General features: G+C 64.6%; 17 protein-coding genes. 11 read left to right on the plus strand and 6 right to left on the minus strand.

The features are described from left to right. Window positions 1-35: 35 nt before the first annotated feature. The gene (locus M1D78_RS03170) at window positions 36-956 is read right to left on the minus strand and encodes a histone deacetylase family protein (RefSeq protein ID WP_437422021.1); all 921 of its coding nucleotides are present in this window, start codon (window positions 954-956) and stop codon (window positions 36-38) included. 74 nt (window positions 957-1,030) lie between these two features. On the opposite strand from M1D78_RS03170, the gene M1D78_RS03175 reads away from it, so the two are divergent. The 3 genes from M1D78_RS03175 (at window position 1,031) to M1D78_RS03185 (ending at window position 3,130) form a co-directional block, all read left to right on the plus strand. Beyond that, window positions 1,031-1,594, plus strand: coding sequence for a GNAT family N-acetyltransferase (locus M1D78_RS03175; RefSeq protein ID WP_437422020.1), 564 nt, complete (start codon window positions 1,031-1,033; stop codon window positions 1,592-1,594). A 79-nt stretch (window positions 1,595-1,673) separates the two neighbouring features. Then, complete coding sequence (tesB, locus tag M1D78_RS03180; RefSeq protein ID WP_437422019.1) at window positions 1,674-2,543, plus strand: acyl-CoA thioesterase II; 870 nt, start codon at window positions 1,674-1,676, stop codon at window positions 2,541-2,543. Further along, on the plus strand, window positions 2,540-3,130 hold the full coding sequence (locus M1D78_RS03185) for an HAD family hydrolase (protein WP_437422018.1): 591 nt from the start codon (window positions 2,540-2,542) through the stop codon (window positions 3,128-3,130). The genes tesB and M1D78_RS03185 overlap by 4 nt, the downstream gene beginning before the upstream one ends. A 202-nt stretch (window positions 3,131-3,332) precedes the next feature. Here M1D78_RS03185 and trxA read toward each other — a convergent pair whose 3' ends face one another. The 4 genes from trxA to M1D78_RS03205 all read right to left on the minus strand — a co-directional run bounded on the left by trxA (window position 3,333) and on the right by M1D78_RS03205 (window position 5,929). Beyond that, window positions 3,333-4,202 (minus strand): thioredoxin, encoded by an 870-nt coding sequence (trxA, locus tag M1D78_RS03190; RefSeq protein WP_437422017.1) that lies wholly within the window; start codon window positions 4,200-4,202, stop codon window positions 3,333-3,335. 74 nt (window positions 4,203-4,276) lie between these two features. After that, window positions 4,277-4,807: an RNA 2',3'-cyclic phosphodiesterase gene (gene thpR / locus M1D78_RS03195; protein WP_437422016.1), complete on the minus strand. Its 531-nt coding sequence runs from the start codon at window positions 4,805-4,807 to the stop codon at window positions 4,277-4,279. 43 nt (window positions 4,808-4,850) lie between these two features. Then, window positions 4,851-5,504, minus strand: a complete 654-nt coding sequence (locus M1D78_RS03200; protein ID WP_437422015.1) for a class I SAM-dependent methyltransferase — start codon at window positions 5,502-5,504, stop codon at window positions 4,851-4,853. Continuing rightward, the gene (locus tag M1D78_RS03205) at window positions 5,501-5,929 is read right to left on the minus strand and encodes a YbaY family lipoprotein (protein ID WP_437422014.1); all 429 of its coding nucleotides are present in this window, start codon (window positions 5,927-5,929) and stop codon (window positions 5,501-5,503) included. The genes M1D78_RS03200 and M1D78_RS03205 overlap by 4 nt, the downstream gene beginning before the upstream one ends. 114 nt (window positions 5,930-6,043) lie before the next feature. Here M1D78_RS03205 and nrdR point away from each other — a divergent pair, with 114 nt between their 5' ends. Together nrdR and ribD are read left to right on the plus strand one after the other, a co-directional pair. After that, window positions 6,044-6,511 carry a transcriptional regulator NrdR gene (gene nrdR, locus M1D78_RS03210; RefSeq protein ID WP_437422013.1) on the plus strand — a complete coding sequence of 156 codons (468 nt, stop codon included), beginning with the start codon at window positions 6,044-6,046 and terminating at the stop codon, window positions 6,509-6,511. Beyond that, window positions 6,508-7,617, plus strand: coding sequence for a bifunctional diaminohydroxyphosphoribosylaminopyrimidine deaminase/5-amino-6-(5-phosphoribosylamino)uracil reductase RibD (ribD, locus tag M1D78_RS03215; protein WP_437422012.1), 1,110 nt, complete (start codon window positions 6,508-6,510; stop codon window positions 7,615-7,617). The genes nrdR and ribD overlap by 4 nt, the downstream gene beginning before the upstream one ends. Here ribD and M1D78_RS03220 read toward each other — a convergent pair. Next, the gene (locus M1D78_RS03220) at window positions 7,513-8,391 is read right to left on the minus strand and encodes a hypothetical protein (protein ID WP_437422011.1); all 879 of its coding nucleotides are present in this window, start codon (window positions 8,389-8,391) and stop codon (window positions 7,513-7,515) included. The two genes, ribD and M1D78_RS03220, sit on opposite strands and share 105 nt — an antisense overlap. A 738-nt stretch (window positions 8,392-9,129) precedes the next feature. On the opposite strand from M1D78_RS03220, the gene M1D78_RS03225 reads away from it, so the two are divergent. Genes M1D78_RS03225 through M1D78_RS03250 form a run of 6 tightly spaced genes read left to right on the plus strand, consistent with a single transcriptional unit; the run spans window position 9,130 to window position 13,410 of the window. After that, window positions 9,130-9,792, plus strand: a complete 663-nt coding sequence (locus M1D78_RS03225; RefSeq protein WP_437422010.1) for a riboflavin synthase — start codon at window positions 9,130-9,132, stop codon at window positions 9,790-9,792. Window positions 9,793-9,803: 11 nt separating this feature from the next. Beyond that, complete coding sequence (gene ribBA, locus M1D78_RS03230) at window positions 9,804-10,883, plus strand: bifunctional 3,4-dihydroxy-2-butanone-4-phosphate synthase/GTP cyclohydrolase II (protein WP_437422009.1); 1,080 nt, start codon at window positions 9,804-9,806, stop codon at window positions 10,881-10,883. Between the two features lie 58 nt (window positions 10,884-10,941). Continuing rightward, window positions 10,942-11,418: a 6,7-dimethyl-8-ribityllumazine synthase gene (gene ribH / locus M1D78_RS03235; RefSeq protein WP_437422008.1), complete on the plus strand. Its 477-nt coding sequence runs from the start codon at window positions 10,942-10,944 to the stop codon at window positions 11,416-11,418. Continuing rightward, the gene (gene nusB, locus M1D78_RS03240) at window positions 11,415-11,900 is read left to right on the plus strand and encodes a transcription antitermination factor NusB (protein WP_437422007.1); all 486 of its coding nucleotides are present in this window, start codon (window positions 11,415-11,417) and stop codon (window positions 11,898-11,900) included. The genes ribH and nusB overlap by 4 nt, the downstream gene beginning before the upstream one ends. Window positions 11,901-11,914: 14 nt before the next feature. After that, the gene (thiL, locus tag M1D78_RS03245) at window positions 11,915-12,871 is read left to right on the plus strand and encodes a thiamine-phosphate kinase (protein WP_437422006.1); all 957 of its coding nucleotides are present in this window, start codon (window positions 11,915-11,917) and stop codon (window positions 12,869-12,871) included. Window positions 12,872-12,909: 38 nt separating this feature from the next. Further along, a complete protein-coding gene (locus M1D78_RS03250) occupies window positions 12,910-13,410 on the plus strand; it encodes a phosphatidylglycerophosphatase A family protein (RefSeq protein ID WP_437422005.1) in 501 nt (166 codons plus the stop codon). Window positions 13,411-13,473 lie beyond the last annotated feature (63 nt).

A 13,473-nucleotide genomic window follows, 5' to 3' on the forward strand; every position in this document is an offset into this window, starting at 1 on the left:
AGCGGATGCGGTTCCGATCGCAGCGTTGCGTCGAATCAGCCTAGCCCGTGGCGCGTCCAGGCCTCGGCTGCACTGAAATGCAGCTGTGCGTGGCGGCGGGCGAGCAGCGCGCGATCTTTGTCATAGCCACCGCCGATCACGCCAACGACCGGGATGTCGCGGCCCAGGCAGTGCTCGATCACCGCGGTGTCACGCCGGGCAAGGCCCTCGTCGCTGAGGTTGAGCAGGCCCAAGGCGTCGTCGCGGTGCACGTCGACCCCGGCGTCGTAGATCACCAGATCGGGCTGGTACAGGGGCAACAGGTAGGCGAGGGTGTCGTCGACCACCTTCAGATAATCGTCATCACCCAGCCCGGGCGCGAGGCCGATATCCCAGTCGCTGCGTGCCTTGCGCACCGGAAAGTTCGTTTCGCAGTGCAGCGAGACGGTGATGGCATCGGTTACGTCCTCGAGTATCCGCGCCGTACCGTCGCCCTGGTGCACATCGCAATCGAAGATCAGCACACGGCCGACACGCCCGCGTTCGAGCAGCGACAGCGCGATGATTGCCAGGTCGTTGAAGATGCAGAAGCCCGACGCGTGATCGTGGTGGGCATGGTGCGTGCCGCCGGCCAGGTGGCAGGCCAGGCCGTGCTGCAGGGCGAGATCGGCCGCCAAGAGGGAGCCGCCCACTGCCCGCACCGTACGCTGCGCCAGCGCCGGGCTCCAAGGCAGGCCGAGCCGGCGCAGTTCCTGGTGGCTCATGTCCCCGCTGCAATACCGTTCGACATATTGGCGGTCATGTGCGAGTGAGAGGCTGGCAAGATCGCACAGCTCGGGGCGCAACAATGCCTCGTCCGTGGTCAAACCGCTGGCGACCAGGTGATCGCGCAGCAACCGGAACTTCTCCATCGGAAAGCGATGCCCGGGTGGTAGCGGCGGGCTGTAGTCGTCATGGAACACCAAGGGAAGCGGCATCGGTCGACCGGCAATTGAGACCAGCCGGCAGTATGCCGCCCGCGCCACCGGAGCCTCAACAGACAAGGACACCCATGCAGCCGATAGAGCTGGAAACACCGCGCCTGCGCTTGCGCGGCTGGCACGACGCCGATCTGGACCCCCTGGCCGAGATGTGCGCCGATCCCCGCGTGATGCGCTATTTCCCCGCCACCTTGACCCGCGACGAGTGCGCGGCGGCGTTGGCGCGCTGCCGCGTTCATTTCATTCGCCACGGTTTCGGCTATTGGGTGGTCGAGCGCAGGGACGAGGCACGCTTCATCGGCGTAGCCGGTTTGGCGTGGAGCCGGCTGAAACTGCCGTTCTGCCCCGCCGTGGAAATCGGTTGGCGGCTGGCGGCCGACCAGTGGGGGCAGGGGCTGGCCAAGGAAGCGGCAGAAGCGGCACTGGCCTTCGCCTTCGAACAGCGCAAGTTGGAACAGGTCGTGAGCTACACCTCACCGCTCAACGAGCGTTCCCGACGGTTGATGGAGGCCGTTGGGATGCAGCCCGACGAGTTGGCCAGCTTTGACCATCCGTGCTGGCCGGAAGGCCATCCTCTGCGCCGTCACCTGCTCTATCGCATCACCCGTGCGCACTGGAACGATCGGCGAGGATGAATGCAATCGGTGGAGCGAATCCGGGCCAATGCGTAACATTGCCCGCTTGCCCCGTGCCCGCCTGAAGGATGCTGAAAACATGACCGACACGCTCGATACCCTGGTCAATCTGCTCTCGCTCGAACGCATCGAGGAAAACCTTTTCCGTGGCGCCAGCCAAGACTTAGGCTTCCCGCAATTGTTCGGTGGCCAGGTGGTCGGTCAGGCGCTTTCCGCGGCCAGCCAGACCGTGGTGCCTGAACGTCATGTGCATTCCATGCACGGTTACTTCTTGCGTCCCGGCGACTCGCACCAGCCGGTGGTCTACGATGTCGATCGCGTGCGCGACGGGGGCAGCTTCACCACTCGCCGCGTCAGTGCCATTCAGAAAGGGCAGACCATCTTCACCTGCATCGCCTCCTTCCAGGCGGATGAGACCGGTTATGAACACCAGGTCCAGATGCCGGAAGTCGAGGGCCCGGAAAACCTGCTCAGCGAGTGGGAATTGCTGCACAAGTTGACCCCGCTTGTACCGCCACGCGTGGCCGAAAAGCTACGGCGACCCAAGCCCATCGAGATCCGCCCGGTCACGCTGCAGGACCCGATCAATCCCCAGCCGATCGAGCCGATCCGCCACCTGTGGTTCCGTGCCGATGGCACCCTGCCGAATAACCCGGCGCTGCACAAATACCTCATGGCCTACGCCTCGGACTTCAGCTTCATTGGCACGGCGTTGCAGCCGCACGGCGTCAGTTCCTGGAGCAAGTTCATCCAATTGGCGAGCCTCGACCACTCGCTGTGGTTCCATCGCGAGGTGCGCGCCGACGAGTGGCTGCTGTACAGCATCGACAGCCCCTGGGCCGGCAATGCCCGCGGCTTCGCCCGCGGGAATATCTTCAATCGCGCCGGGGAATTGGTGGCTTCGGTCGCGCAGGAAGGCCTGATCCGCGTACGTGAGGACTGGAAGTGAAACTGGCGGACGCCCGGCATTGGGTCTTCGACATGGACGGCACCCTGACCATCGCCGTGCATGATTTCCTGGCGATCAAGCGGGCGCTCGACATTCCCCCGGAAGACGACATCCTGCATCACCTCGCGGCGTTACCCGACGAGGAAGCGGCACGCAAGCGGGCCTGGCTGCTGGAGCATGAACGTGAACTGGCCTATGCCGCCCGCCCGGCCACCGGCGCGCGGGAGTTGCTTCATCACCTGCGCGACCGCGGCTGCCGGCTCGGGGTGCTTACGCGCAATGCGCATGAGCTGGCGCTGGTTACGCTTGAGGCCGTCGGCATGGGCGATTGCTTCGCCTCGGCGGATATCCTCGGGCGCGACGAAGCACCACCCAAGCCCCATCCGGGCGGCCTGCTGCACCTGGCCGAACGCTGGGGCGTGGCGCCGAAGGACATGGTGATGGTCGGCGATTTCCGCTTCGATCTTGAATGCGCGAAGGCGGCTGGCGCGCGAGGTGTGCTGGTCAACCTGCTGGATAATCCCTGGCCCGAACTGACCGATCTGCATGCCCGCGATTGCCTGCAATTGCGCGACATGCTGGGTTAACGCCAAACGGTGGGCCTCGCTCTGCATGGCTGCGTCAGAGAGCCCCGACCCAGGGCGAAACCGACGCTTCTGAACGGGTCGGAACACCCTTTCGCCGTGGATCGCGGCTTCCACAAAACAATGCGGGTCGGTGCGGACCTGATGCGCGCGGCTTTTGTAGGAACCCCGGCCCGGGGCGAAGCGTCGCGCGCTTTCCGCGGCCTCAGTACAGCGCCTGGTACAGCTTGCGGCGGTAGGTTGTGACCAGCGGATGGTCGCTGCCCAGCAGGTCGAATACTTGCAGCAGGGTCTTGTGGGGCAGGCCGTCGGCGTAGCTACGGTTGCGCATGAACAGCTTGAGCAGGCCGTCCAGCGCGGCTTCATGCTGCTGGCGCGCCAGCTGCTGAACGGCCAACTGATAGGCCGCCTCGTCATCCTCGACGTTCTGCGCCAGGCGGCTCTTGAGGTCGGCAACCTCTGGAAGGGCGTTCGCCTGGCGCAGGAAGGTCAGCTGAGCGCGGGCGCCTGCGAGCGCCTGCTTGTGCTCGTCACCCTTGACCGCGTCGAGTACGGTTTCGGCCTCGCCCAGCTCGCCGCGCTCAGCCAGGCAACGCGCATAGAGAATGAGGGCTGCTGCGTTTTCGTTATCGTCTGCCAAGGCCTGCTTGAGCAGGGATTCGGCATCGCCGATGCGGCCCTCGGCGAATAGTGCTTGGGCCGTTTCCAGCAGGTCGGCTTCTGGCGCAGCGGGCGCTTGAACATGCGGTTGCAGCATCGCGCGGATGGCCGACTCCGGTTGCGCACCGGCGAAGCCGTCCAGCGGCTGGCCATCCTTGAACAGGACAACCGTAGGCAGGCTGCGCACACCGAATCGGGCAACGACGTCCTGCTCGATGTCACAGTTGACCTTCGCCAGCAGCAGCTCGCCGCCGTATTCCTCGGTGATTTTCGCGAGCAACGGCATCAGCGCCTTGCACGGTGCGCACCATTCGGCCCAGAAGTCGACCAGTACCGGTTTGTGGAAGGAGTTCTCCAGCACCAGTTGTTCGAAATTGGCGCTGGTGACGTCGAAGATGTAGGGAGTCTGGCTCATCGGCACTCTCGAATAGCGCTGCGAATTAAGGCGTGCATGTTAAGGCGCGACGTGACGAAGCGGAAGCAAGGTGCTCAACCCGCCGGAGCGGCCAATGTCCAGCTCGACAGCTGGCGGTATTGCACGCCGCGCCCGGTGGTTTCGGACAGGTAAAGCCCGAACCGCTCAACGTGCCACTCGAAGGTCGGTGGCCTCGGTAGAGACCCGGGTTGCGTCTCGCGCGACAAGGTCACGTGCGGAAGAAAGGGGCGCGAATCGAGCGCAACGCCATGTGCGCAGAGGCTGGCATGCAACTGTTCGACCAGCTGGCTCAGCGGTGGCGGAATCTGGCTCGGCACAAGGCAGGCGAAGCCACGCCCGAGGATGCGTAGATGATCCAGACGCAAGGGGAACGCATCGGCTCGCAGGCGGGCGGCCAGTTGTTCGAGTGCTGGGATCGAGCGTTCCGGCTGGTTGCCAAGAAAGGCCAGGGTCAGGTGGAGGTTCGCTTCGGTCACGGGGCGACCGCCCAGCGGCTGCTCGTCACGCCACTGGCAGATCGACCTGGCGAGTGTCGCCGGACAGGGTAGTGCGAAGAACAAGCGCAAGGGCGCATCTGTGGTCATGATCGGCTCCATCGTTGCCGTGGGGCTTTGCTCTCGCTGCGGCCTACCGTGCCGCGTGGTAAAGGCTGACGCGGCGAAATTCCGCAGGCTCGGCCAGATCGGGCCAGGTGCAGCCGTCGAGCACCTCGAGCCGTTGATAGCGCGGATGCTGGAAGTCGCGAATGCGCGAATCGGCGACCAGCACGTCGCGGCCGCGATCGAGGAAGTGGTCCAGCAGCGGCAGGTTGGCCCGGTCATAGAGCACGTCGGCAACGATGATCAGGTCGTAGCGGTCGGCCTCGGAAAAGAAGTCCTCACTGAAGCCTAGCTCGACCCCATTGAGTTCGGCATTGGCCCGACAGGAGGCCAATGCGACCGGGTCGAGGTCGCACGCAACCACCTCCGCAGCGCCGGCCTGCGCCGCGGCGATGGCGGCAACCCCCGAACCGGCGCCGAAATCCAATACACGCTTGCCGAGCACCCATTCCGGGCGTGCGGCAAGCCATTGCGCAAGCACCAGCCCGCTGGCCCAGCAGAAGGACCAGTAGGGCGGCTCCTCCAGTATTCGCTGTGTTTCTTCCGGGCTGAAGGCGCGGGTCATGTTGTCCGGGTCGATAAGCCAGAGGCGGACATCGGTGCCGGGGAGCCGCGTGGCGGTGAGCCTCGCGTCGCCTAACAGTTCGGACAGTGCGCCCTGCAGCCCGGGCGGTGGCGTCACGGCGCCGGAACCAGTCGCAGCGGGCCAAGCGACTGGTTGGCCGCGCTGGTGACCGGCACGGCTGGCAGCCGCATGATCAACTGGCCGGAGCGGGTCACCCGGCCCCGTAGCTCGACCGGCTGGTCCTTGGGGAATTCGTCGGCATTGAATTTCAGGATGAACGGCAGCTCGGTGCCGCGACCCTTGAGCCGCACGTTGCTGAGCAAGCGGTCGGGTTGGTCGCGACGGTTGACTTCGAGCAAGGCCAGCTCGACTTCGCTGTCGGCAGGCACGCCGAGCAGGCTGCCGTGCAGCTCGTGCATCAAGGTTGCCGCCTGCGGTGGTTCCTCGAAGGTGACGGGTGCTGATGGACGCTGGGTTTCCTGGCTGGAACAGGCGGCCAGCATCATCAGCAGGGCGGGCAGCGCAAAGGGGCGTAACGGCACGGACGGCCTCCTCGAACGAGTTGAATGCGCGCCTGTATAGCAGCAAGCCCGTCGATTTGTCTTGCCGGGGGGATGCGCTACCATGGCTGTCCCCCTGTCTGACAGCTCTAGACCATGCATTGTCCCTTCTGTGGTGCACATGACACCAAAGTCATCGATTCGCGCCTCGTGGCCGAGGGCGACCAGGTGCGTCGCCGCCGCGAATGCCTCGCCTGTGGCGAGCGCTTCACCACCTTCGAAACCGCTGAACTCGTAATGCCCCGGCTGATCAAGCAGGACGGCAGTCGCCAGCCTTTCGATGAGGAGAAGCTTCGCGCCGGTATGCAGCGTGCGCTGGAGAAGCGTCCGGTGAGCGTCGAGCGGCTGGAAGAGGCGATTGCCCACATCAAGCACAAGCTGCGTGCCACTGGCGAGCGAGAAATCAAGTCACGCGTGCTGGGCGAACTGGTGATGGTCGAGCTGCAGAAGCTCGACGAGGTCGCCTATATCCGTTTCGCCTCTGTCTACCGTCGTTTCCAGGACTTGAACGAATTCCGCGAGGAAATCGAGCGCCTATCCCGCGAGCCTGTCAAAAGCGAATGAGCGAGCTTGATCACGCCTGGATGGCCCGCGCGCTGCAACTGGCACGCAAAGGCCTCTACAGCACTCATCCCAATCCGCGCGTCGGTTGCGTCATCGTCAAGGATGGCGTGCCTGTCGGCGAAGGCTGGCACGTCCGCGCGGGCGAGCCGCATGCTGAAGTCCATGCGCTGCGGCAGGCCGGCGAGGCGGCGCGTGGCGCCACCGCCTACGTCACCCTCGAACCCTGTAGTCATCACGGACGAACGCCACCGTGCGCCGCGGCGCTGGTCAACGCGGGAGTAGGGCGTGTCGTCGCTGCCATGCAGGACCCTAATCCACAAGTTGCCGGGCGTGGGCTCGAACGCCTGCGCGCGGTGGGCATCGAGGTCAGCTGCGGGGTGCTGGAAAGTGAGGCGCGGGCGTTGAACGCTGGCTTCATCAAGCGCATGGAGCACGGGGTGCCCTATGTGCGGGCCAAGTTGGCGATGAGTTTGGATGGCCGCACGGCGATGGCAAGCGGCGAAAGCCAGTGGATTACCGGGCCGGCAGCGCGCGCCGAGGTGCAGCGGTTACGGGCGCAGGCGAGTGTAGTGCTCACGGGGGCCGATACGGTGTTGATGGATAACGCACGGCTGACCGTGCGGGCTGCGGAGCTCGGCTTGGGCGCGTCGACGACCGCACTGGCGATGCAGCGGCCGCCGTTGCGCGTCCTGGTCGACGGCCGCCTGCGCGTGCCGCTCACGGCGCCATTCTTCCAGGTTGGCCCGGCGCTGGTCGCGAGCACCAGCGACGAACAGGCTGCCCGCTACCAGGCTGAGGGGCACGAGCTGCTGCCACTGCCTGCGGCAGACGGCCGGGTCGACCTCGCCCAGCTATTGCGCGAACTGGCCCGTCGCGGCGCTAACGACGTGCTGCTCGAAGCTGGGCCGCGGTTGGTCGGTGCCTTTGCCGCCCACGGCCTGGTCGATGAATACCTGCTGTTCGTCGCGGCGAAATTTCTCGGTTCCTCGGCGCGTCCCTTGCTAGACCTGCCGCTCGAGCGCATGCGCGAGGCCCGCGAGTTGCGGATCGTCGATATCCGCGCCGTGGGCGATGACTGGAAGATCACCGCCGTCCCGCAAGGCTGACCCGGTCGCCTCTGGAGCGGGCTGCGGTCCAGTGGGGCGCAGCCCGTTGTGATCCAGTTTGGCCTTGCGCTTGTTGGCGCCTAGCAGCATTCGCGCCAGCAGACTATCGTGGTGCGGGTTGCCGAAGTGGAACAGGGCTGTGGCGCGCAAGAGCGACGGATCGCATTCGTCGTTGGCGTGCAGGCTCCGGTACCCGGAAAACAGATAGAGGTTGCCCGGTACCAGCTTGAGACGGATAGGTTTCAGCCAGCCGCGACGGACCGCGAAGGCGACCAGCTTCTGGCTGAGCGTGTTGTGCAGCACGGCCTTCTCGATCACGTTGCGCAACGCGTTGAACCGAACCCCGCGCACGTTGGGGAACAGGATCAGGTCCCCGCAGTGCTTGCCCTCGGTCGGAATGTACAGGGGCAGCAAAGCCGTCACTGCCGTGGCATCGAAATGGTAGAAGTGCGACTGCTTCAGCCCTGTCCGGCCCTGCAAGCAGCGGATGACCGGGAAGATCTGTTCGGTTGCCGCCGGTTCTCGTCCGGCCTGGAGCCGATACAGCTCGCGCATCATCTCCTTGAACGGCGCCGACAACGCCAAAGCTGCGACGATGCTGCCGCCCAGCGCCTCGATGCCATGAATGGCGAAGTATTCGCCAGCATGCGCGACGACCTGCTGTTCGATGAAGCTGCGCCCCTGCTGCAAGATTTCGGGAGCGATGTAGCGCTCGAGAACCGCGTAGCCGTTCTGGTCGATCTCGGCTGCGTAGCGGGCAGCCTCCGTTTGCATAACCGTAACCCCTGACATACCCATCCCTCGTGGCGTCTCGTTAGGGCCGGAGCGTTTCTTCCTTTTTTTCGTGCGGTCTGCGCCGGGAGGATCGCCAGAACGAGCTCGATCCTGCTCGCGTACGGTACGAAGTGCTGCGGGGAATGACGTTCCATCCTGATCGTCTTGCAAGCACCGAGGACCGATGCGATGCGTATGGACAGACAAGCGTAGCGGTAGTTTCGGTCCCGTAAAAAAATGTTTCGGGCAGCAGCCGGCGGGCTCGAACCGGCGTTTGCCGGCTGCAGTACCGGTTGATCTGTGATAAAAACGGCGCCGGGCCAACCAGGCCCACGTTCTCAGGGCGGGGTGAAATTCCCCACCGGCGGTAATGACGCAGTTATTAGGATGAAAGCGTAGCGATCGCTGAGCAGGCAAGGCGTGATTCGACGAGAAGGCGGGCTCTACTAAGGTCAACAAGACTCTGGTAAATGAGCACTTCGAGGAGGACCACAAGCAGCATGCTCTGCGCGCAGTAGCTTTCGATCGCGTCTAGCCCGCGAGCGCTTGCCAAGGCAAGGTCAGCAGACCCGGTGCGATTCCGGGGCCGACGGTTACAGTCCGGATGAGAGAGAGCGGGATGCCTCGACGGGCGCCGTTCGTGCGCGCGTCTACTCCCTATCGATCCGTAGCGCCCTGTTTTTCCAAAAACAGGAGTTGTCATATGCATCCATGTACCAGCCTTCTTCGGGAGGTGGCATGTTCACAGGAATAATCGAAGCCATCGGCACCATTGGTGCGATGACGCCCAAGGGCGGCGACGTGCGCGTGCTGGTCGCCACCGGCAAGCTGGACCTGACCGACGTCAAGCTCGGCGACAGCATTGCCGTCAATGGCGTTTGCCTGACGGCCGTCGAGCTGCCCGGCAATGGTTTCTGGGCTGACGTTAGCCGTGAAACCCTGGCCCGCACTGCCTTCGTCGGCCTCAAGCCCGGCAGCCGGGTCAATCTTGAGAAGGCGCTGATGCCCACCAGCCGGCTCGGTGGCCATCTGGTCAGCGGCCATGTCGATGGCGTGGGTGAAGTGGTGTCTCGCGAGGAGAACGCGCGGGCCGTGCAGTTCCGTATCCGTGCGCCGCGCGAGTTGGCCAAGTACATCGCGCTGAAGGGATCGATCACGGTCGACGGCACCAGCCTGACGGTCAACGCAGTGAACGGCGCCGAATTCGAACTGACCATCGTGCCCCACACCCTCGCCGAAACCATCATGGTCGACTACCGCCCCGGGCGGCAGGTGAACCTGGAGGTCGACCTGCTGGCGCGTTACCTGGAGCGCTTGCTGCTCGGCGAGAAAGCCGCCGAGCCAAATGCCTCGGGTCTTACGGAAAGTTTTCTTGCCGAGCACGGCTACCTGAAGAATTGAGGAGACGCCCGATGGCGCTCAACACCGCTGAAGAACTGATTGAAGACATCCGCGCCGGCAAGATGGTCATCCTCATGGATGACGAGGACCGCGAGAACGAGGGCGACATCATCGTCGCCTCCGAATGCGTGACCGCCGAGCACATCAATTTCATGGCCCGTTTCGCCCGCGGCCTGATCTGCATGCCGATGACCCGCGAGCGCTGCGAAACCCTGCAGCTGCCGCTGATGGCGCCACGCAACGGCTCCGGTTTCGGTACCAAATTTACCGTTTCCATCGAGGCTGCTGTCGGCGTAACCACCGGCATCTCCGCCGCCGATCGCGCCCGTACCGTTCAGGCCGCGGTGGCGAAGCAAGCGGTTGCAGAGGACATCGTCAGCCCTGGCCACATCTTTCCGCTGATGGCCCAGCCCGGCGGCGTGCTGGCGCGTGCCGGCCACACCGAAGCCGCGTGCGATCTCGCCCGCATGGCAGGGTTCGAGCCATCCGGCGTCATCTGCGAAATCATGAACGACGACGGCACCATGGCGCGCCGCCCGGAGCTCGAGTTATTCGCCGAGCAGCATGGGCTCAAGATCGGCACCATCGCCGACCTGATCCACTACCGGATGATCCACGAGCGCACCGTTGAGCGTGTCTCCGAGCAGCCGCTGGAAACCGAGTTGGGCCAGTTCTCGCTGGTGACCTACCGCGACAGCGTCGAGGACACCGTGCACATGGCCCTGACCCGCGGCGACATCTCGCCGGAAACGCCGACCTTGGTCCGCGTGCACAACATGGAGCCGCTGCGTGACCTGCTGATGGTCACCGTGCCCGGGCGCTGGAGCCTGCGCGCAGCGATGAGCGAGGTGGCCAAGGCCGGCAGCGGTGTGGTGCTGCTGCTCGGCAACCCGCTGACCGGCCCGCAATTGCTGGCCCAGCTCAATCGCCAGCAATCACCGACACCCGCGACCTACAGCACCGTCGGTGCGGGGTCGCAGATCCTGCGCGACCTGGGCGTACGCAAGATGCGACTGATGAGCTCGCCTATGAAGTTCAACGCGATATCCGGCTTTGACCTGGAAGTTGTAGAATACTTGCCCGCCGAATAATCAGAGGCGCCGCACAGCTCGCGGCGCCTTCGTTCTTTAAAGAGATGAGAAAGCACCCATGCCCCTGAAGACCATCGAAGGAACCTTCATCGCCCCGCAGGGCAAATACGCCCTGGTCGTAGGCCGCTTCAATAGCTTCGTCGTCGAAAGCCTGGTCAGTGGCGCCGTCGACGCGCTGGTTCGCCACGGCGTCAGCGAAGACGACATCACCATCATCCGCGCACCGGGTGCCTTCGAGATTCCGCTGGTCACTCAGAAAGTCGCCCAGCAGGGCGTATACGACGCCATCGTCGCGCTGGGCGCAGTGATTCGTGGCGGCACGCCGCACTTCGAATACGTAGCCGGTGAATGCACCAAGGGCCTGGCCCAGGTTTCCATGGAATTCGGCGTGCCGGTTGCCTTTGGCGTACTGACGGTCGACTCCATCGAACAGGCCATCGAGCGCTCCGGCACCAAAGCCGGTAACAAAGGCGCCGAAGCCGCATTGTCCGCCCTGGAAATGGTGAGTCTGCTGGCGCAGCTGGAGGCCAAGTGAGCCTGAATCACGACGACAGCCAGGATGCCCCGCAGCCCAAGGCCAAGGGTAAGATCGCGACGCGTCGCGTGGCACGCAGCCTGGCGATGCAGGCGTTGTATCAGTGGCACATGGCGGGCCAGAGCCTCAACGAAATCGAGGCGCAGTTCCGCGTCGATAACGATTTCTCCGGCGTTGACGGTACCTACTTCCATGAGCTGCTAACCGGTGTCGCTCGCGCCAAAACCGAGATCGACGGCGCCATCCTGCCGCATCTCGACCGTCCGCTCGACGAGCTCGATCCGGTCGAACTGGCGGTCCTGCGCCTTTCCACCTTCGAGCTGATGCATCGCATTGATGTGCCGTATCGGGTGGTGATCAACGAAGGCATCGAGCTGGCCAAGGTGTTCGGCGCCACTGACGGGCACAAGTTCGTCAACGGCGTGCTGGACAAGCTGGCACCTAGCCTGCGCAGTGCCGAGGTCAGCGCACACAAGCGCTGAGCCTGACCGGCCTGATGGGTGAGTTCGAGCTGATCCGCCACTACTTCGCCGCCGCCGCTTGCGCCAGGGCTGGCGGCGAAGTCGCGTTGGGCATCGGCGATGATTGCGCGTTGCTGACCGTTCCGCTCGGTGAGCAGCTAGCGGTATCCACCGACACGCTGGTCGCTGGGGTGCACTTCCCTGACCCCTGCGACCCCTATCTGCTGGGTCAACGTGCGTTGGCCGTATCGACCAGTGACCTTGCCGGCATGGGCGCGACGCCCATCGGTTTCACGCTGGCGCTGACGATTCCTACCGCTGATCCCGACTGGTTAAGTGAATTTGCCCGTGGCCTCGACGCGATGGCGGCGGGTTGCGATATGCGCCTGATCGGCGGCGACACCACGCGTGGCCCGCTGAGCATGACGCTCACGGTCTTCGGTCACGTTCCGGCCGGCGCAGCGTTGCTTCGCAGCGGTGCCAGGGCTGGAGATCTGCTTTGTGTCGGTGGTGCGCTGGGCGATGCGGCCGGTGCGTTGCCCATCGTGCTCGGCCAACAGCCGGGCTATTCGCCTGAGGCGGCGGCTCTGCTGCGGCGCTACTGGTCGCCGCAGCCTCAGCTCTCGCTGGGTCAGGCACTGCGTGGCAGGGCGACAGCGGCGCTGGATATCTCCGATGGCTTGCTGGCTGATTGCGCGCATATTGCCGACGCTTCAAACGTTTCGCTGCAGATCGAGCGGTCCCGGCTGCCTTTGTCCGACGCGCTTCGGGCTGTCGCCGGCGAAGGCGCGCTGCAATGCGCCCTGGCAGGTGGCGACGATTACCTGCTGGCTTTCACGCTGCCTGCCGAACATTTGCCGTCGCTGCGCGAAGAAGGCTGGCCTGTCCATGTGATCGGCCGTGCCGTTGCCGGCGTGGGTGTTCAGCTGCTCGATGCGGATGGTAACGCCATGAGCACCGGTGACCCGGGTTATAACCATTTCCGCGATTGAGCGACGCGTTCGCTCGAGAAGAACAAGAGGAACCTCGTTTGACCGATCCCCTGCAGCCTGCCGCAGAAGCCATGCCCATGTCGGTGTGGCGCAATCCCTGGCACAACCTGGCCTTTGGCTTTGGTTCCGGCACGCTGCCGAAGGCGCCGGGCACCTGGGGTTCGCTGGTGGCGCTGGCGTTCGTGCCGCTGTGGCAGATGCTGCCGGGCTGGGGGTACGGGCTGGTCGTGCTGGCAAGCATGCTGTTCGGAATATGGCTCTGCGGCCGGGTCGCGCAGGATCTCGGCGTGCACGATCATGAAGGCATCGTTTGGGATGAGTTCGCGGGCATCTGGATCACCTTTTGGCTGGTCCCGGCCGGTTGGCCTTGGCTGGTGCTCGGGTTCGTCGTGTTCAGGGTGCTGGACATTGCCAAACCCTGGCCCATCGGTTGGGCCGACCGACAGGTCCACGGCGGGCTGGGCATCATGCTCGACGATATCCTTGCCGGCTTTGCCGCCTGCGGCCTGATGCACCTGGCCGTGTGGCTGCTGGGCTGAGAGGCTGGGCTGTGCGTCGGGTCGCTGCGTAGTGGTCGCCGTCCATGGAAAAATATCGGCCTG

It is taken from the genome of Pseudomonas sp. SA195 (genome assembly GCF_054131565.1).

Excerpts from the sequence above, each read along its gene's own strand:
- M1D78_RS03170 (WP_437422021.1), bottom strand. The coding sequence starts at position 956 with ATGCCGCTTCCCTTGGTGTTCCATGACGACTACAGCCCGCCGCTACCA.
- M1D78_RS03175 (WP_437422020.1), top strand. The coding sequence starts at position 1,031 with ATGCAGCCGATAGAGCTGGAAACACCGCGCCTGCGCTTGCGCGGCTGG.
- tesB (WP_437422019.1), top strand. The coding sequence starts at position 1,674 with ATGACCGACACGCTCGATACCCTGGTCAATCTGCTCTCGCTCGAACGC.
- trxA (WP_437422017.1), bottom strand. The coding sequence starts at position 4,202 with ATGAGCCAGACTCCCTACATCTTCGACGTCACCAGCGCCAATTTCGAA.
- thpR (WP_437422016.1), bottom strand. The coding sequence starts at position 4,807 with ATGACCACAGATGCGCCCTTGCGCTTGTTCTTCGCACTACCCTGTCCG.
- nrdR (WP_437422013.1), top strand. The coding sequence starts at position 6,044 with ATGCATTGTCCCTTCTGTGGTGCACATGACACCAAAGTCATCGATTCG.
- ribD (WP_437422012.1), top strand. The coding sequence starts at position 6,508 with ATGAGCGAGCTTGATCACGCCTGGATGGCCCGCGCGCTGCAACTGGCA.
- M1D78_RS03220 (WP_437422011.1), bottom strand. The coding sequence starts at position 8,391 with ATGCAAACGGAGGCTGCCCGCTACGCAGCCGAGATCGACCAGAACGGC.
- M1D78_RS03225 (WP_437422010.1), top strand. The coding sequence starts at position 9,130 with ATGTTCACAGGAATAATCGAAGCCATCGGCACCATTGGTGCGATGACG.
- ribBA (WP_437422009.1), top strand. The coding sequence starts at position 9,804 with ATGGCGCTCAACACCGCTGAAGAACTGATTGAAGACATCCGCGCCGGC.
- ribH (WP_437422008.1), top strand. The coding sequence starts at position 10,942 with ATGCCCCTGAAGACCATCGAAGGAACCTTCATCGCCCCGCAGGGCAAA.
- thiL (WP_437422006.1), top strand. The coding sequence starts at position 11,915 with ATGGGTGAGTTCGAGCTGATCCGCCACTACTTCGCCGCCGCCGCTTGC.